A 20,033-nucleotide genomic window follows, 5' to 3' on the forward strand; every position below is an offset into this window, starting at 1 on the left:
GTTTATTTAACCTTGCTAGTTATAATTTTGATTTATCAGCCTGAGCCAAGGTGTAGCTGACTGTTTGATGAATATAATTAAGTACGGGCTTTGGATATACACCCATTGCTACCACCATAAAAGCAAGGAGTGCATAAGCACTGATTTCGAAGCCGGAAATATCACTTAAGGATTCAATCTTTTTATTAGTTATCGGGCCAAAAATAACGCGTTTGTACATCCACAAAGTGTATGCGGCACCAATAATCAATGTGGTAGCAGCCCAAAATGCGATCCAGAAGCCTGCTTTAATGCTCCCTAAAATCACCATAAATTCACCAACAAAACCTGAAGTGCCAGGCAATCCTGCGTTTGCCATGGCAAAAAGCATGAAAAAGGAAGCGAATATTGGCATGGAATGGACTAACCCACCAAAATCCTTAACCTGTCGAGTATGCATTCTGTCATAGATATAACCTACGCCGGCAAACATGGCACTGGAGACAAAAGCATGTGAAATCATCACAATAATGGCTCCTTCAAGAACCAAACCCGCATTACTCAGTCCTGACTGTTTCGCTATAGCAAATACAGCAAAACAACCAAGGGTTACAAAACCCATATGGGATATTGATGAGTAGGCAATAAGTCTCTTCATATCTTTCTGGATAATAGCGACCAAGCCCACATAGACTACTGCAATTAATGATAGGGCAATCATAACCATCGCGTATTTACTAGATGCATCAGGTACTATTGGCAAAGAAAAACGAATAAATCCATAAGCACCAAGCTTCAATAAAATTGCCGCCAGAACAACTGAACCACCAGCAGGTGCTTCGGTATGGGCATCTGGTAACCAGGTATGCACAGGGAACATTGGGATCTTGATTGCAAAACCAAGGAAAAAAGCAATAAAGATGAGTGTTTGTGCAGTCATACCTAATTTTATGGCATAGAAAGCTTCAATTTTAAATGAACCTGCCTGATAGCCTATATAAAGGAACGAGGCCAGCATAAGCACCGAGCCCAAGAAGGTATACAGGAAAAACTTTATTGCTGCATAGACGCGATTATCTGAACCCCAAATACCGATAATCAAATACATGGGGATAAGCGTTGCTTCCCAGAATATATAAAAAACAATCGCATCAAGTGCTGAAAAGACACCGACTAATAAACCCTGCATAATTAGGAATGCAGCCATATATTGGCCAACGCGCTGATGAATACTGTCCCAGGTTGCGAGGATCACAATAAGATTGGTAAATATGCTCAGAATGATTAATAGCAGTGACAAACCATCAATTCCCAGACTATAGTTAATTCCTAAAGCCGGCATCCAGGTAATTTCATCAAGATGTTGCATACCCGGTGTATTGACATCAAACCCTGTTACCAAAGGTATACAGATTAGTAACGTGAGTATAACGGTAAATAAAGATAAATAACGTGATACATTCGGGTTATTATCATCGCCAGTGAGGAATACAAAAACGCCTCCGATAATGGGTAACCAAATCAATAAATTGAGCAAATGATACATACCTTCACCTTATAATCAGCCTAGCAATAACCAGCATAGGAAAACAAAAAGACCAAGTACCATCACAGTTGCATAATGGTACAAATAGCCGCTTTGGATAGCGCGACCTTTTTGTGCGAACCACCTAATCGTACGACCTGCACCATTTACGAGCATGCCATCAATAAGTCGTTGATCACCTGTTTGATAAAAAAATTGTCCCATCGCTTTGGAACCACGCACAATGACATGATCATTAAATGCATCAAAACCATACTTGTTCATCAGAATACGGTAGGGCCAAGCGAAGGTCCTGGCCAAAACACCAGGTATTGAAGGCAAGGCAATATAGCAAACCCAGGCAATGACAATACCGGCAATAGCCAACCAGAAAGTTAGTGAACCGACTGAATGCAAGGCCGCTTGCCAAGGGGAAGAGACTTCTTTTGCCAATTCCGCAAGGACATTATGTTCAGGTAAAACAAACAAGGATTTTCCAAGAAGCGTCGGTGTATCAAAAAGCATTGGCATATAAAGGATATACCCGATAATGACTGAAGGAATTGCCAGCATCACTAATGGGAACCATACCACCCCAGGCGACTCATGCAAGTGAGCGAGCGTATGCTCATCCGCTCGACACTTTCCATGAAAAGTCATGAATAAAGCACGGAAAGTATATAGCGCCGTAACCATGGCACCCAAAGCCACACAAAAATAGGCGTAACCACTCCCAGGAATTTCTGAGAGTTTTGCCGCTTCGATAATCGTATCTTTTGAATAGAAACCAGCAAACGGGGGGATAGCACAAAGCGCTAGACTGCCAATGACAAAAGTGGCATAGGTAATGGGCATTTTATTCCACAAACCACCCATTTTGCGCATATCTTGCTCGTGATGCATCCCAATAATGACCGAGCCTGCGCCTAAAAATAATAGGGCTTTAAAGCAAGCATGTGTCAATAAATGGAACATTCCAGCACTATAAGCTGAAGCGCCCATCGCAACCATCATATAGCCTAATTGTGATAAAGTAGAATAGGCAACAACCCGCTTGATGTCATTCATCACCAAAGCCAAAATTCCAGTAAACAGAGCTCCTGTGGCACCTATAATCAGAATGGTGCTCAGTGCTGTAGTTGACAATTCAACCAAGGGGGAAATACGGGCGATCATGAAAACCCCGGCGGTAACCATTGTTGCCGCATGGATCAATGCTGAAATAGGCGTAGGGCCTTCCATTGACTCCGGCAACCATACGTGCAGGGGAACTTGAGCAGATTTACCCATAGCCCCTACATAAAGCAGCAAACAAATCACCGTAAGTAATGACCAGGGATGGCCAGAAAATAGCTCAACGGTAGTCCCAGACAGATGATTTGCACTCTGGAAAACCGTGTCGTAATCCAAACTACCGGTATAAGCCAAGACCATGCCTATCCCTAGCACAAAACCAAAATCCCCTACCCGGTTGACTATAAAGGCTTTCAAACCACCTTCAATGGCTGACTCTTTGTCGTACCAAAAGCTGATAAGTAAATAGGAAACCAGGCCTACGCCTTCCCAACCGAAAAACAGCTGTAAAAAATTATTGGCGGTAACCAGCATCAACATCATAAATGTAAAAAGGGAAATATAACTAAAAAATCGCTGATAACCGTCATCCTCGGCCATATAACCAATACTGTAGATATGCACTAGCAGAGATACAAAATTCACCACAACCAGCATTACTACAGTTAGCGGATCAATTAAAAACCCAATATGGAACGCATAAGGGAACAAATCTCCGCCACTAGCCCATGTATAAATATTACTGTTAACTGAATCAGCCGAACCAGTTAATATGAGTACAGCAACATAAAGCGATAACAGAAAAGATAAACCAACACCAGCAATGGTTACGGAATGTGCACCTGAACGACCAATCTGGTTGCGGAAAAAACCCGCAATGATTGAACCGAGCAGCGGTGCAAGAACAATTACAAGACATAGTTGTTGAATGCTCACGTTGTTAACCTTTTAAATGATTCATCTTATCGACATCGATATTGCCCCTGTTACGGTACAGCAACATCACTATAGCCAAACCTATCGCTGCCTCAGCTGCGGCAACCGTCAGGATAAAGAAAACAAATACTTCACCAGCAACCCCACCATAGAAATGGGAAAAGGCGACAAAATTGGTGTTGACTGCCAGCAGCATCAGTTCAATACAAACCAACAGCAGTATTATATTTTTGCGATTCAGCATGATGCCTACGAGGCTCAAACCAAACAAAATCGCAGCCAATATCAAATAATTGTTTACTGGTATCATCAATTTTCCTAGTGTTTATTTCTCGGGCTTCATTTTGACAAGTTTGACCCTATCCTCGCGACGAGTCATAATCTGCCCAACAATATTCTGTCGTTTAGAACGAATCGCTCCCCGATGCGCCAAAGTAATTGCAGAAATGATCGCCACTAAAAGTAGAACCGCGGCAATTTCAAATGCAAAAACATAATCGGTGTAAAGCACCATTCCTATTTTTTCAGTATTGGATAATGCTTTCGCTGGCTCAACGCCATTACTCTCATCTATTGTTGTGCTTGAGCCTGTTTGTGCACTCATCAGTGCAGGTTGTTCAACGTCGGTTTTAAAGGTGTCTTCAGGGACAGCAACCAGGAGCAACCCTGTCAGCAACGCAACCAAAATCAAACCAAAGGGCAGATAGCGAACAAAATGTGCTTTCATCGACTCTGTATCAATATTAAGCATCATGACCACGAATAAAAACAGGGTCATCACAGCACCAACATAAACCAAGACAAGTATAAGTGCTAAAAACTCTGCTTCAACGAGTATCCAAAGTACAGAGCTTGCAAAAAAGGTCAAGACCAAAAACAAGACGCAGCGTACAGGATTATTTTGTGTAATAACCATCAGGGCGGATAGTATCGACAACCCTGCAAATACGTAGAAAACTATGTCTAAAAATAATTGATGCATTTTTTACCCCATTAGCGCCATTCTTTATCAGCGTCTCTGTCTGCGGCCAATTTCTTTTCCATTAGGCTGCCCACTGCAAGCAGTTTCTCTTTCGTCATAATATTCTGACCACGCTCACTAATATGATAATGATGGATCGGTGTTACCACGATTGAATCGACGGGACAGGATTCCTCGCACAAACCGCAATTGATACATTTAAACATATCAATATCGTAGCGGGTAGTCCGACGAGATCCATCCTCTCGTGGTTCTGATTCAATGGTAATAGCAAGAGCAGGACAAACTGCTTCACATAATTTGCAGGCTATGCACCTTTCTTCCCCATTTGGATACCGCCGTAATGCCAACAAGCCGCGAAAACGGGGAGACAGCGGTGTCTGTTCCTCAGGGAATTGTACGGTCACTTTCTTTTTAAAAAAATATTTCCCTGTTAGCTTCAAACCGGATAGTAATTCCAGAAGCAGGAAGCTACGAATATAATGTCTGATATAGCGATATACTTGTTTCATTCGTTTGCTCAGTTGACTGGTTAAAACCAAGGTTTAAGTTCAGCTACAACCATTAGGGCCGTAACAATAACCCATACAATGGTCACCGGGATCAAAACTTTCCATCCTAAACGCATAAGTTGATCATAGCGATAACGTGGGAAAGTGGCGCGGACCCATAAATAAACAAAAAGAAAGAATGAAATTTTAGCGAGTAACCAAACAAAACCGGGGACAAAAAAGAAAATGTCACCAAGGACCGGCATTCCTTCAAAAGGTGATAACCAACCACCCAAAAATAAAATAGCCATGACGGTAGAAAGTAAAATCATGCTTGCATATTCGGAAAGAAAGAACAAGGCAAAGCCAATTCCTGAATATTCCACATGGAAACCAGCCACGATTTCTGATTCCCCTTCTGCCAAATCAAAAGGTGCTCTGTTTGTTTCGGCGATCCCCGCAATCCAAAAAACAATGAATAAGGGCAGTAAAGGTAAGAACCACCAATGCCAAATGCCGCCGCGTTGGGATAGAACAATCTCACTTAGATTCATGCTGCCAGCTGCCAGCAATACGCCAACAAAAGCAAATCCCATGGCAATCTCATAAGATACTGTTTGCGCCGCACTACGCAGCGAACCAAACATGGCATATTTTGAGTTTGAAGCCCAACCGGCTATCAATACTCCGTAAACACCAAGGGAACTTAGGGCAAAGAGATATAAAACACCAGCATTAACATTTGCTAAAACAATTCCCTGCGAAAAAGGGATAACAGCCCAGCCTGCCAAAGCAGGAGCAAGTGCAAAGAGAGGTGCTATCACAAACAGGTATTTATTTGATCTGCTGGGAACAATAACTTCCTTAGTGATTAGCTTGAAGAGATCAGCAAAAGGCTGCAGTAACCCCAATATACCAACACGATTGGGTCCTATACGAACCTGAATATAACCGATTACCTTGCGTTCAGCATAGGTTAAATACGCCACTCCAATAAGGAGTGGAATCACTATAACCAGGATCTTGATAATGATCCAGAGCAAAATGCCGATATCTTGTAGCATATTTTTACCTGTTTAGCGCTTGATAGTTATTGCAGCAAAAGAGTGCCCTAAATCTGCTGTTTCCGGCATTGCGTTTGCTACCCATACAACATCGGGTGCCATGCGCTCGTCACGTTTAAGCGGCAATGTTATCTCAATATCACCTTGAGATACAGTGGCAACCTCATCTAATTTCAATCTGTTAGCAGTCGTTGGATGAATTCTTATGCAGGCCGATTCAGATGCTGCACATAACTGCAGTGCCTGTGCATGACGCACGATGCTGTCACAGCGATATAAAGGCCATTCTCCCACACGCACCAACTGTTTATTGATCACAGGCAGCGACTCCGGATAGTACGGTTGATATTTGATTTCCGCAACCATTCCTGCCAATGATTTTATTTCTGCTAATACTTCCTCAGAGGAAACCTGCTGGAAATCTTTGCATTGCAATAAATTTGCAAGTACACGTAAAATTTTCCAGGCTGGTCGGGCTTCACCATGTGGCGACTTTGCACCCTTTACGGTTTGCCATAATTTATCAACATTAATGTAAGTACCAGACGTTTCAGCATAAGGTGCCATTGGCAAAATGACATCTGCGTAATCTTGCATGGACTCATTTTGGAATGCCGAAAGCATCACTACAAATTCAGCACCAAGCATAGACTGCCTGGCACGATAAGGATTAGCAAAATCAAATCCAGGCTCAACTGCAAGTAAAAAATATCCTTTTAATTTGGCATCCAGTGCAGCTTGCACATCCATGCCACTAGTCTCTACAGTTTTTCCGGCAACAGTACGGTGCGGTAACATTCCTGCGAGACATGCACCTGCGCTATTTGCCCCCTGGGTAAGCCTTAAAACGCTGACACCACCGTTTTCTTCAAGCAAATAAACCAATGTGCGTAGCAAAGAGGCATCAGGGTGATTTTCACATAATGCACCGGTGATTATGGCAGCCTTGGGTTGGCTCAGTGCTTTAGCCATTGCCTTCGTTGTCTCATCAATTTCTAAGCCAAGCAGTAGTTTCTGTACGTCTTCCGGTAATTTTTTAACGTCTTCAGTCATTGCCAATACCAATTTGGCAAGTTGCATAGGCATTTCCTGTGGAGAAACAATCGCTTTACCGGCGAGATCAAAATGGTAATCATAATCAACTGGATTGATAGCAAATAATTTTGCTCCATTTCGGAAAGCCTTACGTGCCCGAATACCAGCAAGTGGTACTTCCCGATGAATGTTACAACCCAGCAACAAAATAGTCTGCTGGTTTTCCAACTCAGCATATTTCAAAGAACTGGTAGGCATCGTTCCTTGATTGTTTTGATCACGGAAATCGGTTTGTTGGAGACGATGGTCTAAATTGTTAACCCCTAATTCCCGCATGAATTTTTGCAACAGATAAAGCTCCTCCAAACTGGAGGAGGGTGATGCGAAGGCAGCAAACTGCTCTGGACCGTGCTGTTTAATAACGCGACTTATTCCTTCAGCAGTAAATTTAAGTGCTGTTTGCCAATCTACCGTTTCCCATTGACCGTTTCTTTTAATCATCGGCTGGCTTGCACGTGCTTCGCTGTTCAGCCCTAAATAGCTAAATCGGTCTCTATCAGATATCCAGGTTTCATTAATCGCTTCGTTTTCTTTAGGCACTGCGCGCATTAACTCTTCGCGTCGGACATGCAAATAAACATTTGAGCCTAAACAATCGTGTGGAGCCAAGCTATCGTGCTGAGTCATTTCCCAGGCTCTGGCAGTAAAGCGGTAGGGTTTGGAAGTCAATGCTCCTACTGGGCAAAGATCAATAACATTGCCAGACACCTCTGAAACCAGGCTGTGTTGAATGTAGGTGCCAATCTGCATTTTTTCACCGCGACCTGTCGCACCCAACTCAGGGACTCCAGCAACTTCATCCCCAAAGCGTACGCAGCGAGTACAATGGATACAGCGAGTCATTTCGGTAGCTATCAATGAACCCAAATCATCGTCGACGACAGAACGCTTGGTTTCTTCATATTCGGATGCATCATAACCAAATCCCATGGAGATATCTTGTAATTCGCACTCGCCACCCTGATCGCAGATAGGACAATCCAGGGGATGGTTGATCAACAAAAACTCCATTACCGCTTCTTGCGAACGGATAGCCTCTTCGGATTTTGTAAACACCTTCATGCCGTTAGTAATCGGCGTCGCACAAGCAGGTACTGGTTTACGTCCATTTTCGACTTGGACTAAACACATACGGCAGTTGGCTGCTACTGATAATTTCTTGTGGTAGCAGAAACGGGGAATATAGATTCCCGCCTCATCAGCAACCTCGATGATCATTTTACCGTTTTCGACTTCAAATGTTTTACCGTCAATTTCAATGGTGGCCATTGTTTAAACCTTCTTCAATTATGCTGCGACGACCGAGCGTTTATGCTTAATGAAATAATCAAATTCATGATAAAAATGCTTTACGAAACTTTGTACCGGCCATGCTGCCGCTTCGCCAAGTGCACAGATAGTACGACCTTCAATTTTGTCGGCAACGTTTACCAGCTTTTCAATATCACCTGGTTCACCGTGTCCTTCTTTGATTCGGTGGATTAAGCGAACCAGCCAACCGGTCCCTTCTCGGCAGGGTGTACATTGTCCACAGGATTCGTCCATATAGAATTCGGAAATACGATAAAGTGCATCGACCATACAGGTGGTCTCATCCATTACGATGACTGCACCCGAACCCAAACCTGAACCCGCTTTTTGGATGCTGTCATAATCCATATCCAGGTTCATCATAACGTCGCCTGGTAATACTGGCATAGATGTTCCACCAGGGATGACTGCTTTGATTTTTCTCCCTTCACGGACACCGCCTGCCAATTCCAATAAAGTTTTAAATGGAGTACCTAAAGGTATTTCGAAATTTGCTGGCTTGTTAACATGACCGCTCACGCTGAAACACTTTGCGCCGCCGTTATTAGGTTTACCTAACTGGAGAAACCACTCGCCCCCTTTTTCCATAATGACAGGAACAGAAGCGAATGTTTCTGTATTATTAATCGTTGTGGGCTTACCATAAAGACCATAGTTGGCTGGGAAAGGCGGTTTAAATCGGGGCTGTCCTTTTTTACCTTCCAGGGAATTCAATAAAGCGGTTTCTTCCCCACAAATATAAGCACCGGCGCCCAGGTGATTATAAAGATCAAAATCAACGCCTGAACCTAAAATATTCTTACCTAATAAACCTGCGGCATAAGCCTCTTTCAGTGCGGATTCCGTTTTTAGGAAAGGCTCCCAGAACTCACCGCGAATGTAGTTGTAACCTACGGTAGCACCCATTACATAGCCTGCAATAGCCATTCCTTCGATTAATTGATGCGGGTTACGGCTTAAAATCTCACGATCCTTACACGTACCCGGCTCTCCCTCATCCGAATTGCATACCACGTATTTTTGGATCTGCGCGTTACGATTCATAAAACTCCACTTCAGGCCGGTGGGAAATCCTGCACCACCACGACCACGTAAAGCAGACGTTTTTAATTCATCGATGATCTGTTGCGGCGGTGTCTGTTCTTTCAGAATACGCCGCCATGCACTATAACCGCCGATACTTTGATAGGCAGCCAAAGTCCATGGTTCTTGCAAATGGAAAGTACGGTAACAGACTTGATTTTGTTCAACCATGACAACCACCTCTATCATTCATTGGTATTGTTCCAAGACTTTATCAATTTTATCAGTGGTCAGATTCTCGTGATAATCTTTATCTACCTGCATCATTGGCGCATTTACACAGGCACCAAGGCATTCAACTGACCTTAACGTGTATCGACCATCAGCAGTCGTTTCACCCAACTTAATCCCCAGCTTTTTCTGCAAATGCTCCACAACCGTTGCTGAACCACACAGTTTGCATGAAATATTGGTGCAGACATTTACCAAATGCCGTCCCGTGGGTTTTAGTTCGTACATCGTGTAAAAACTTGCTACTTCGTAAACTGCAATAGCAGGCATTTCCAAATAATCTGCTACCGCATCCATGAGACCAGGAGTCAACGACCCTTGTTCTTCCTGGACAATCATCAATGCACGCATCACAGCAGATTGCCTTTGATCTGCTGGATACTTGGCGATCCAATGGTCAATTTCATCCATACCCGCAGATGAAACAAATTGACGAAGTAATTTAGCTGAATTCTCAGACATTCTTTCTAACCTTTAATGTGTTAATAATGAGACCATGCTCATTAGACTTCTTTCGAAACTCTACTTCATTGGAGCATTGCTTCGTCGATACCTTGCTCGAATCCCATTCACTCACATGCTCGCTGTTGTTCTGCACGCCATTTCTTCTCCCCCTGCTCTCAATGCAGCGTGTTTCGAGAGAAGTCTATTAATCTATCGGTCAATCTCACCAAATACAATGTCTTGACTTGCAAGAATCGCGACTCCATCAGCAAGCATATGCCCTCTCACCATCGCATCGAAACTTGATAAATGAGCAAACCCCGGCGCACGAATTTTCATGCGGTAAGGCTTGTTAGCCCCATCTGACACCAAATAAATACCAAATTCACCTTTGGGAGCCTCAACCGCACTATAGACTTCACCTTGCGGCAAACAAAACCCTTCCGTGAAAAGTTTAAAATGATGAATCAATGCCTCCATATCATGTTTCATCTTTTCACGCTTTGGTGGTGTAATCTTGTTATCATCAATTTTTACCGGGCCAGGATTATCACGCAACCATTCAATGCACTGCCTGACAATGTTATTTGATTGCCGTAATTCTTCTACTCGTACTAAGTAGCGGTCATAGCAATCGCCTGTTTTACCTACCGGAATGTCAAAATCTACCTGATCATAAGCAGCATAAGGTTGTTTTTTACGCAGATCCCACGCCACACCGGAACCGCGTAACATAGGTCCAGTAAATCCCCATTGTAATGCCTCTTCAGGTGAAACAATACCAATATCAACTGTACGCTGTTTCCAAATACGGTTATCAGTAAGCAGAGTTTCATACTCATCAACACATTTTGGGAAACGTTCGGTAAAAGCCCACAAGAAATCCAATAAACTACCTTCTCGGTGGACATTCATTTTTTCAACTTCGCGCTCATTATGCCAACGCGAAGGTTTGTACTTTGGCATCGTATTTGGTAAATCACGTGCTACACCACCGGGACGATAATAAGTAGCATGCATGCGGGCACCGGAAACAGCCTCATAGCAGTCAAACAAATCTTCACGCTCGCGGAAACAGTAGAGAAATACCGTCATGGCGCCAATATCCAAGGCAATCGCTCCTAACCAGAGCAGATGATTCAAAATACGGGTCACCTCGTCAAACATAGTGCGGATGTATTTTGCCCGTAAAGGAATATCTATGCCCAGCAGTTTTTCCAGAGCAAGAACATAGGCATGTTCGTTGCACATCATGGAAACATAATCAAGCCTATCCATGTAACCTATACTTTGTAGGTAAGGCTTGGTTTCAGCCAATTTTTCAGTGGCGCGATGCAGCAATCCAATATGGGGATCGGCACGGGTAATGGTTTCACCTTCCAACTCAAGAACAAGGCGCAATACCCCATGAGCTGCCGGATGTTGTGGACCAAAATTGAGCGTGTAATTCTTTAATTCAATCATTGCTCGCTCCGTTTTTGTCAAGATAGCGATTGTCGTTTCGTATTACTTTAGGGACTAAAATTCTTGGTTCGATATCTACTGGTTCGTAGATTACTTTTTGCAACTGTGCATCATAACGCATTTCTACATGGCCACTAAGCGGGAAATCTTTACGGAAGGGATGACCAATAAATCCATAATCAGTAAGAATGCGTCTCAGGTCAGGGTGGTTTTCAAATAAAATTCCATACAAGTCATACGCTTCTCGTTCAAACCAATTTGCCCCCTTCCAAATATCGTGTACTGAAGGAACAACTAAATGGGATTCCTCAACAAAGGCTTTTACGCGCACTCGGTGGTTCTTCTTAGTCGATAATAAATGGTAAACCACTGCAAAGCGCGGCTTGGCCAATGCGTAAGCTTTTGCTTCCTGCCGTTCTACTCCACGCGAAAAGCCACTTTCTGTGGCTGACTCTGTCTCCCAATCGTATTCGCCGTACGACAAATAATCTACAGCGCACAAATCAATGAGTTGATCAAACAAAAATAATTCATGAATACATAGTTGCTGTAAGGTCGTCTTAAGCTTGCTAACCTCACACTCAAGGGTAATTTCATCGTTGGCTACACTAATCGAAGAAAACAAGCCATTCAATTCTGAAGTTAATTTTTCAGCCAAATCGGTTAATTTTGTCATCTGATATGCACCTGTGCTGGTCTCAAGCCTCAATTATCTGTTTGCGCCTGATTTTGTTCTGTAGCTGAATAATGCCATAGAGAAGCGCTTCGGCAGTTGGCGGGCAACCTGGTACATAGACATCCACTGGAACAATGCGGTCACAACCTCTCACTACCGAATAAGAGTAATGATAATAGCCGCCACCATTTGCGCAAGAGCCCATGGAGATAACCCATCGAGGCTCTGGCATCTGATCGTATACTTTACGCAAAGCAGGCGCCATTTTGTTACATAAGGTTCCGGCTACAATCATGACATCTGATTGTCGCGGGCTAGGCCTAAAAATAATGCCAAATCGATCCAAATCATAACGAGCAGCACCGACATGCATCATTTCTACGGCACAACAGGCAAGACCAAAGGTCATAGGCCACATTGAACCGCTACGCGCCCAACCAAGCAGTTTATCCACCGAGGTTGTAACAAAGCCAGTTTTTTGCAATTCTGCAACCGCCATAGCAAGCCTCTAAATATTCTGGGTTAACAAATAATAACGTGATGTTGCTTTTCTACAAAACGAAAACACTCATTCCCATTCAAGCGCGCCCCGTTTCCATTCATAGATGAAGCCAATCACCAACAGGCCAAGAAACATCATCATGGCAGAAAAACCAAACCACCCAATCTTGCGCAACACCAAGGCCCAAGGAAAGAAAAAAGCAGTTTCCAAATCAAATATGATAAATAATATAGCAATTAGATAGAATCTTACATCAAAGGGTAAATGCGAACTTTCGAAGGCACCAAATCCGCATTCATAAGGCGAATTTTTGGCAGGGTCAGGGTTATGCTTACCAAGCAAAGAACCCGCGGTCAGCATTACAAGGCCTATAACAAGCCCGATTATAATAAAAATAAGTACTGGTAAGTATTGTGATAGCATCATTTCGCATTGCTCGGATTAATGGTGCCGAAGGCCGGACTCGAACCGGCACGGCTTACGCCACCGCCCCCTCAAGACGGCGTGTCTACCAATTCCACCACTTCGGCATGTTAGTTATTATTTTCCGCTCTTACTGCTATCAACCGGTACTGGAATTTTATTTTCCGGCACACTGGTTTGATGAGGGATAACTTGTTGTTCCGCTTTTTTATACTGTGTTGACACCATGTATGACAGTGACAAACTAGTGACAAAGAAAGTCAGTGCCAAACCACCAGTTAATTTGAACAGAAAAGTACCTGTCCCCTGGCTACCGAACACCGTATTAGATGCCCCGGAACCAAATGCTGCACCGATATCGGCACCTTTACCATGCTGGATCAAAACCAAGCCAATTAAGACCAGGGCGACCAGCACATGAACCATTAAAATTAATTGATACATTTCAAGATATCCACAAACTGTTGGGCATTAAGGGATGCTCCACCAACTAAACCACCATCAACATCCGGCATCGCAAACAGCGAGCGCGCATTTTTTTCATTCACACTACCACCATAAACGATGGTTAAATGCCTGGCATCATCACTATCAAATTCAGCGACCAAGGTCCTGATTGCAGAATGCACTTCCTGCACCTGCTCGGGCGAAGCTGTTTTCCCAGTTCCTATTGCCCATACCGGCTCATAAGCAACAACACACCCGTTAAAACATCGCTTGCCAACACTTGTCACTGCGAGTAATTGCTTGGCAAGAACTTCTTGCGTAAGCCCTTGCTCACGCTCTGTGATAGTCTCACCCACACAAAGAATCGGTATCATACCATGTTCTTTTACATGGTGGAATTTATCTGCAACAAATTTTTCATCTTCATTAAATAGGTGTCTACGCTCTGAATGCCCCACTAACACATATTTGCAGGCATAATCGGCAAGCATAGGTCCGGATAATTCCCCGGTAAACGCCCCGGCATCTTTTGGGTAAACATTCTGGGCGCCCCAACTGATGTTGCTGCTCTGCAGATAGTCTTTAACCAATGGCAAGTAAATCGCAGGTGGCATAACAACACATTGAGCTCCTAACGCCTCTCCCTGGGTAAGTGCTAGTAATTGTTGCAATAGAAATTTTACCTGATCGCATCGACCATTCATTTTCCAATTGCCAGCTACAATTTTTTTCCTCATTTGCCCCCCAAATCACCGTGCGGAATATACAACAAAGTACTGTGAAATCCTAGCTTTAGATTTGCCTTTTATTAAACAGTGTTGATTCTTTACTCGTTACACGCTGCTAGCCTCTTAAATCAGTTAAAATCTGCTCGGATTAGTAGACTTGCCCACTCAAAGAGGTGTACCAGCAATTTTCTGCTCAATATGCCTAATTTCATCGCTCAATTGTTCAGCCTGTGACTTTACTTGATGACTATCAACCCCTTCAACCATGACACGTAATAAGGGTTCAGTTCCTGAGGGACGTAATAAAACACGTCCTTCACCTTGTAGTTGGTTGCTTAAAGCAGCAACAATTTCTAAAACCCGGGGATCTTCAGCCAGTAATACTGCTTTTTCGGTTTTAATATTGACTAGTGATTGCGGAAGTAATTGAACACCCTCGACTAACTGTTGCAGGGTTTTCTCTTGTTTTACCATACAGGCCAAGACTTGTAAGGCAGCAATTATACCATCGCCTGTTGTTGTTTTATCGAGACAAACAATATGGCCTGAGGATTCACCACCAATTTTCCATTCTTGTTTTTTTAGGGTTTCTAACACATAGCGATCACCGACTTTTGTACGCAAAAAGGGTACGCCCATCGTTGTAATAGCCTTCTCCAAACCATAATTACTCATTAAGGTCCCAACAACACCACCTTGTAATGATCCTCTTTGAAATCGATCTTTCGCAATAACATAAATAACCTGATCACCATCAATTATATTACCGGCGGCATCAATCATGATCAGTCGATCACCATCACCATCTAAAGCAATCCCAAGATCCGCACCTTTGGCCAAAACATGCCGTTTTAAAGCCTCTGGCTCTGTTGAACCGCATTTCTGATTGATATTAAATCCATCCGGTTTATCCCCAATTGTAATCACTTCCGCTCCCAGCTCACTGAATACATTGGGAGCAATGTGATAAGTCGCACCATTAGCGCAATCCACCACTATTTTAAGGCCCGACAAGCGAGTCAATGAAGGGATAGTCGATTTACAAAATTCAATATAGCGGCCAGGCGCATCATTAATACGCATCGCTTTTCCTAATTTTGCTGAGGCAACCGTTTGTAACGGTTTTTCCATTTCAGCTTCAATTGCTAATTCCACCTCATCCGGTAATTTACTACCATCAGCGGAAAAGAATTTAATACCATTATCTTCAAAGAGGTTATGTGAGGCGCTTATTACGATTCCCGCATTGGCACGCAGGGTTTGGGTCAGGTAAGCAACCGCTGGCGTTGGCATTGGCCCTAGCAAGCTAACATCAACCCCTGCCGCTGAAAGACCAGCCTCCAGTGCCGATTCAAGCATGTAGCCGGAGATACGCGTATCTTTCCCAATAATCACTTTTTTACGCTGCCCATTCGCAAGGACTCGCCCTACAGCCCATCCCAGCTTCAACATAAATTCTGGGTTAACATTGGATAAACCAACCTGTCCTCGAATCCCGTCTGTACCAAAATATTTTCGTTGATTCATCCGTATTTCCTCTTTCGTTATTCTTTATCAGCCTGATTAATAGCTTGCATTGTTAGTAGGGCCTGATAGGTTTCAGCAATATCATGGGTTCTAATAATTCCAACCCCTTGTAACATGGCAAAAAGAGCAATTGCCAAGCCACTGGCCAAACGTTGATCAACTGGCTTGCCCGTCAAATAGCCGAGTGTGCTTTTGCGTGATGCACCAAGCATCAAAGGCAAGTTATGCTGCCTAAAAGCAGCAAGACGTTTAACCATGAAGAGATTATGCTCAGGCGTCTTTCCAAAACCAAAGCCAGGATCAAGAATAAGGTGCTTAGTTTTAATTCCAGCAGCTAGACAACATTCTACGCGTTGCTGAAAAAACAAGTTCACCTCATCTACGACACTGCCACTGTAATAGGGATTATTTTGCATACTTTCGGGTCGCCCCTGCATATGCATCAAACATACGGGAACACCTAAACCAGCTGCTGTTTCCAATGACTCATCGCCTGCTAAAGCACTGATATCGTTAATCATAGAAGCGCCAGCAGCAACTGCATTTGCCATAACGTCAGCTTTAGTCGTATCGATAGAGATACACACATCACTTTCTGCTCGCAACGCTTTGATTAAGGGAATCACCCTTGCCAATTCCTCGGCACTGCTAACAGGCAAGGCCCCAGGTCTTGAAGATTCCCCCCCGATATCAATAATATCAGCGCCTTCTGCAATCATTTGTTGCGCGCGGGCGACCGCTTTTTCCGGTGCGTTATAGTATTGTCCGCCATCCGAAAAAGAATCAGGGGTAATATTCAAAACCCCCATAATCAAGGGTTTTCGCAACACCTCTCTGTCATTGGTAGATTGGTGAAATTCACACCATTGTTCAAGCTGTTCTCTATTCACTATATATTTCTCAAAAAAAAATTCATCAAGCCCTTTGCCAGCAGCTTGATGATAATAATGATTAAGATTAGATTTAGTGTTCCCCGGCAGGGTGGTCAACAGGTTTGCCATTTACCGGTTTTGATGTGGGATCTTCACCTTTTTTATCCTTCTGGGTAGCCTTGTTTGCTTCCCAATCCTCTGGCGGAGAAGGCTCATGCCCTGACATAATTTCCTGTATTTGCTTCGCATCAATGGTTTCATACTTAATCAAACCATCAGCCATCAAATGTAACTTATCCAGATTAGCATTAAGAATTTCTTTAGCCCGTTGGTAATTCCTGTCTACAATCTGTCTGACTTCTTCATCGATCTGTTGTGCTGTTTTGTCAGAAATTTCCTTATGCTGACTAACACTTCTACCGAGAAATACTTCACCTTCCTCTTCGCCAAAGGTCAGCGGACCGAGCGTTGATAATCCCCAAGTTGTAACCATCTTACGAGCAATTTCAGTCGCACGCATAATGTCGTTTGATGCACCTGTCGTTACGCTTTCAACACCGAAAATTATTTCCTCAGCAATACGACCACCAAACAAGCTGGATAACTGGCTTTCCAAACGCCGTTTACTATGGCTATAGCGATCCTGCTCGGGCAGAAACATAGTTACACCAAGCGCACGACCACGAGGAATAATGGTTACCTTATAAACAGGGTCATGTTCAGGAACCAACAAACCTACGATAGCATGACCAGCTTCATGATAGGCTGTTAATTTTTTCTCGTTCTCATCCATGACCATCGAACGCCGTTCGGCACCCATCATGATCTTATCTTTCGCTTTATCAAGCTCAATCATGCCTACTTTGCGCTTGTTAGCACGCGCAGCAAATAATGCGGCCTCATTTACCAAATTCGCTAAATCTGCACCAGAAAAGCCTGGTGTACCTCGAGCAATAGGCATTATTTCAACTTGCTTATCGATAGGCACTTTTTGTAAGTGCACTTTCAGTATCTGTTCACGTCCACGAATATCGGGTAAAGGCACAACAACTTGACGGTCAAAACGGCCAGGACGCAAAAGAGCAGGGTCAAGGACATCAGGTCGGTTAGTTGCTGATACGACTATCACACCCTCATTGCCTTCAAAACCATCCATTTCTACCAGCAATTGGTTTAAGGTTTGCTCACGCTCATCGTGCCCTCCACCGAGCCCGGCGCCACGATGTCTCCCCACCGCATCGATCTCATCGATGAAAATAATACAAGGTGCGTGTTTTTTTGCCTGCTCAAACATATCTCGGACCCGTGAAGCACCGACACCCACAAACATCTCGACGAAGTCCGAACCAGAAATCGTGAAAAAGGGAACTTTTGCTTCGCCAGCCACTGCTTTCGCCAACAAAGTCTTACCTGTTCCAGGGGGACCAACTAATAAAACCCCTCGAGGGATACGGCCACCCAGGTTCTGAAACTTACTGGGATCACGCAGAAAATCGACAAGTTCTTTCACTTCTTCTTTAGCTTCATCAACACCAGCTACATCAGCAAAAGTAACTTTGACCTGATCTTCACCCAACAGGCGGGCGCGTGAACGGCCAAAAGACATTGCCCCGCGGCCACCACCACCTTGCATTTGGCGCATAAAGAAAATCCAAACGCCAATTAAGAGAAGCATTGGGAACCAGTTGATAAATAAATGAAGCAAGAAACTCTCTTGTTGCTTTTCCTGACCACTAATATCAACCTTTGATTTTAGCAATTCACCCAGCAAGGCATCATCCTGCATAGGCATATAAGTCACAAAACGATGATTATTTTTGGTCACCCCTTTGATAATTTTATTATCCTCAATGGTGACGGAATTAACCGTGCCTTGCTCGACTTCTCTTAAAAACTGACTATAAGAAAGTTTCTCGGCGGAAGTATGGCGGGGGCCAAAATTACTGAACACGGAGACCAGCACAATTGCTATAATCAACCACAAAAATAAATTTTTTACCATGTCGTTCAAAGCATTAACCTCGATTGTGACGTATTTCTACGACGTTAGAACGATAAAGTTACTATAAATTATAGCCCTTCGCCAGCAAATAGGTTTCTCGTGAGCGGGCACGAGACGCTGCAGGCTTACGAATGACCACTTTGTCAAATTGCCCGCGAGCTTGTTTTACAAGCTCATCAAACCCTGTTCCGTGAAATATTTTCATGAGCAATGTACCTCCTGGTTTTAACATTTTATTGCCAAAATCGAAAGCCAGTTCTGCCAAATACATGGCACTGGGGATGTCCACTGCTGCCGAACCACTCATATTTGGGGCCATATCTGATAAAAGCAAGTCTACCCCACGCTCTGGGACTAAATCCATCAGCTGCTGCAAAACAGCATCCTCACGAAAATCACCCTGAATAAAATCCACACCTGGCAAAGCATCCATAGACAAGAGATCTAATGCAATAATGGTACCATGTCCATCCAGTTTTTCAGTCACGTACTGTGTCCATCCACCCGGAGCCGCTCCTAAATCAACGACTGTCATACCGGGGCGCAACAATCGCTCCTTCTCATCGACTTCTTTTAGTTTGTATACTGCACGGCTGCGGTACCCTTCAGCCTGGGCTTTTTTGACATAAACATCATCAAAATGTTCTTGCAACCAACGTTTACTACTTTTGGAACGAGGCATAACAATTAAATCAATAAAGGAATTAGTGCATGATACTGAAATTTGCTACCTTTTCCCAGCAAAACGTGCAATAATTTGTCATTTTAATAATCAGGATGGCTATTATGGACACTGCATTCAAACAATCTTTAAAAGCAAAGGCCCATCATTTAAGGCCAGTGGTCCTTTTGGGCGCTAAGGGACTTACACCAGCAGTCGTTGAGGAAACAAATATAGCATTACTCGCCCATGAACTCATCAAAATTAAAATTGCTGGTGCTGAAAAAGAAGATCGACAAAAAATGGCAACTGAACTTTGCACGCAACTGCACGCTGATTTAGTGCAATTAATTGGCAACACAGCCATCATTTACCGTCAAAACGAAGAATAACTTCGACTCCGTTTTATCGTAGCCTGATAAGCAGCGTAGTAACCTGATATAAAGCGGGTTAGCTGCGCCAGGACCGTTTTGCAATTCATTGATTATCCTTATAGTGCTTTATTTACACAGCAAA

Annotated in this window: 20 protein-coding genes and 1 tRNA gene; 1 reads left to right on the forward strand and 20 read right to left on the reverse strand. The window is 43.5% G+C overall.

All coding sequences use genetic code 11. The annotated features are described in order from the left end of the window. Nucleotides 1-19: 19 nt before the first annotated feature. The 20 genes from ACN4Z1_RS00350 to rlmE all read right to left on the reverse strand — a co-directional run bounded on the left by ACN4Z1_RS00350 (nt 20) and on the right by rlmE (nt 19,538). Nucleotides 20-1,525: an NADH-quinone oxidoreductase subunit M gene (locus ACN4Z1_RS00350; RefSeq protein ID WP_115220162.1), complete on the reverse strand. Its 1,506-nt coding sequence runs from the start codon at nt 1,523-1,525 to the stop codon at nt 20-22. A 15-nt stretch (nt 1,526-1,540) separates the two neighbouring features. Continuing rightward, the gene (gene nuoL / locus ACN4Z1_RS00355; RefSeq protein WP_228363685.1) at nt 1,541-3,514 is read right to left on the reverse strand and encodes an NADH-quinone oxidoreductase subunit L; all 1,974 of its coding nucleotides are present in this window, start codon (nt 3,512-3,514) and stop codon (nt 1,541-1,543) included. 4 nt (nt 3,515-3,518) lie between these two features. Continuing rightward, complete coding sequence (gene nuoK / locus ACN4Z1_RS00360; RefSeq protein WP_058446156.1) at nt 3,519-3,824, reverse strand: NADH-quinone oxidoreductase subunit NuoK; 306 nt, start codon at nt 3,822-3,824, stop codon at nt 3,519-3,521. A 15-nt stretch (nt 3,825-3,839) separates the two neighbouring features. Next, a complete protein-coding gene (locus tag ACN4Z1_RS00365; RefSeq protein ID WP_115220160.1) occupies nt 3,840-4,496 on the reverse strand; it encodes an NADH-quinone oxidoreductase subunit J in 657 nt (218 codons plus the stop codon). Nucleotides 4,497-4,507: 11 nt separating this feature from the next. Further along, the gene (nuoI, locus tag ACN4Z1_RS00370) at nt 4,508-5,008 is read right to left on the reverse strand and encodes an NADH-quinone oxidoreductase subunit NuoI (protein WP_115220159.1); all 501 of its coding nucleotides are present in this window, start codon (nt 5,006-5,008) and stop codon (nt 4,508-4,510) included. Between the two features lie 20 nt (nt 5,009-5,028). Continuing rightward, nucleotides 5,029-6,051, reverse strand: coding sequence for an NADH-quinone oxidoreductase subunit NuoH (gene nuoH / locus ACN4Z1_RS00375; RefSeq protein ID WP_115220158.1), 1,023 nt, complete (start codon nt 6,049-6,051; stop codon nt 5,029-5,031). A 12-nt stretch (nt 6,052-6,063) separates the two neighbouring features. Beyond that, nucleotides 6,064-8,415 carry an NADH-quinone oxidoreductase subunit NuoG gene (nuoG, locus tag ACN4Z1_RS00380; RefSeq protein ID WP_228363684.1) on the reverse strand — a complete coding sequence of 784 codons (2,352 nt, stop codon included), beginning with the start codon at nt 8,413-8,415 and terminating at the stop codon, nt 6,064-6,066. 18 nt (nt 8,416-8,433) lie between these two features. Next, a complete protein-coding gene (gene nuoF, locus ACN4Z1_RS00385; RefSeq protein WP_115222614.1) occupies nt 8,434-9,711 on the reverse strand; it encodes an NADH-quinone oxidoreductase subunit NuoF in 1,278 nt (425 codons plus the stop codon). 18 nt (nt 9,712-9,729) lie between these two features. After that, complete coding sequence (gene nuoE / locus ACN4Z1_RS00390) at nt 9,730-10,233, reverse strand: NADH-quinone oxidoreductase subunit NuoE (protein ID WP_115220156.1); 504 nt, start codon at nt 10,231-10,233, stop codon at nt 9,730-9,732. 192 nt (nt 10,234-10,425) lie between these two features. Then, the gene (locus ACN4Z1_RS00395) at nt 10,426-11,679 is read right to left on the reverse strand and encodes an NADH-quinone oxidoreductase subunit D (RefSeq protein ID WP_115220155.1); all 1,254 of its coding nucleotides are present in this window, start codon (nt 11,677-11,679) and stop codon (nt 10,426-10,428) included. Further along, a complete protein-coding gene (locus tag ACN4Z1_RS00400) occupies nt 11,672-12,355 on the reverse strand; it encodes an NADH-quinone oxidoreductase subunit C (protein ID WP_228363683.1) in 684 nt (227 codons plus the stop codon). Before ACN4Z1_RS00400 ends, ACN4Z1_RS00395 begins: the two co-directional genes overlap by 8 nt. A gap of 22 nt (nt 12,356-12,377) precedes the next feature. Further along, nucleotides 12,378-12,854: a NuoB/complex I 20 kDa subunit family protein gene (locus ACN4Z1_RS00405; protein WP_019215905.1), complete on the reverse strand. Its 477-nt coding sequence runs from the start codon at nt 12,852-12,854 to the stop codon at nt 12,378-12,380. Nucleotides 12,855-12,923: 69 nt separating this feature from the next. Beyond that, nucleotides 12,924-13,280, reverse strand: coding sequence for an NADH-quinone oxidoreductase subunit A (locus ACN4Z1_RS00410; protein WP_115220153.1), 357 nt, complete (start codon nt 13,278-13,280; stop codon nt 12,924-12,926). Between the two features lie 22 nt (nt 13,281-13,302). Continuing rightward, nucleotides 13,303-13,387: transfer RNA gene (locus ACN4Z1_RS00415), tRNA-Leu, on the reverse strand. A 10-nt stretch (nt 13,388-13,397) separates the two neighbouring features. Beyond that, entirely contained in the window at nt 13,398-13,724 is a 327-nt protein-coding gene (gene secG / locus ACN4Z1_RS00420) for a preprotein translocase subunit SecG (protein WP_115220152.1), read from the reverse strand. After that, the gene (tpiA, locus tag ACN4Z1_RS00425) at nt 13,712-14,464 is read right to left on the reverse strand and encodes a triose-phosphate isomerase (protein WP_228363682.1); all 753 of its coding nucleotides are present in this window, start codon (nt 14,462-14,464) and stop codon (nt 13,712-13,714) included. Before tpiA ends, secG begins: the two co-directional genes overlap by 13 nt. Before the next feature lie 156 nt (nt 14,465-14,620). Beyond that, nucleotides 14,621-15,982 carry a phosphoglucosamine mutase gene (gene glmM / locus ACN4Z1_RS00430; protein ID WP_115220150.1) on the reverse strand — a complete coding sequence of 454 codons (1,362 nt, stop codon included), beginning with the start codon at nt 15,980-15,982 and terminating at the stop codon, nt 14,621-14,623. Between the two features lie 17 nt (nt 15,983-15,999). Then, the gene (gene folP, locus ACN4Z1_RS00435; RefSeq protein WP_370634579.1) at nt 16,000-16,872 is read right to left on the reverse strand and encodes a dihydropteroate synthase; all 873 of its coding nucleotides are present in this window, start codon (nt 16,870-16,872) and stop codon (nt 16,000-16,002) included. Nucleotides 16,873-16,945: 73 nt separating this feature from the next. Further along, complete coding sequence (gene ftsH / locus ACN4Z1_RS00440; RefSeq protein ID WP_181879435.1) at nt 16,946-18,856, reverse strand: ATP-dependent zinc metalloprotease FtsH; 1,911 nt, start codon at nt 18,854-18,856, stop codon at nt 16,946-16,948. Between the two features lie 61 nt (nt 18,857-18,917). Further along, nucleotides 18,918-19,538 (reverse strand): 23S rRNA (uridine(2552)-2'-O)-methyltransferase RlmE, encoded by a 621-nt coding sequence (rlmE, locus tag ACN4Z1_RS00445; protein ID WP_115220147.1) that lies wholly within the window; start codon nt 19,536-19,538, stop codon nt 18,918-18,920. A gap of 104 nt (nt 19,539-19,642) precedes the next feature. On the opposite strand from rlmE, the gene yhbY reads away from it, so the two are divergent. Continuing rightward, nucleotides 19,643-19,909: a ribosome assembly RNA-binding protein YhbY gene (yhbY, locus tag ACN4Z1_RS00450; RefSeq protein WP_115174311.1), complete on the forward strand. Its 267-nt coding sequence runs from the start codon at nt 19,643-19,645 to the stop codon at nt 19,907-19,909. Nucleotides 19,910-20,033 lie beyond the last annotated feature (124 nt).

The organism is Legionella sp. ST3F1, from assembly GCF_048553315.1.
Taxonomy (GTDB): Bacteria; Pseudomonadota; Gammaproteobacteria; order Legionellales; family Legionellaceae; genus Tatlockia; species Tatlockia donaldsonii.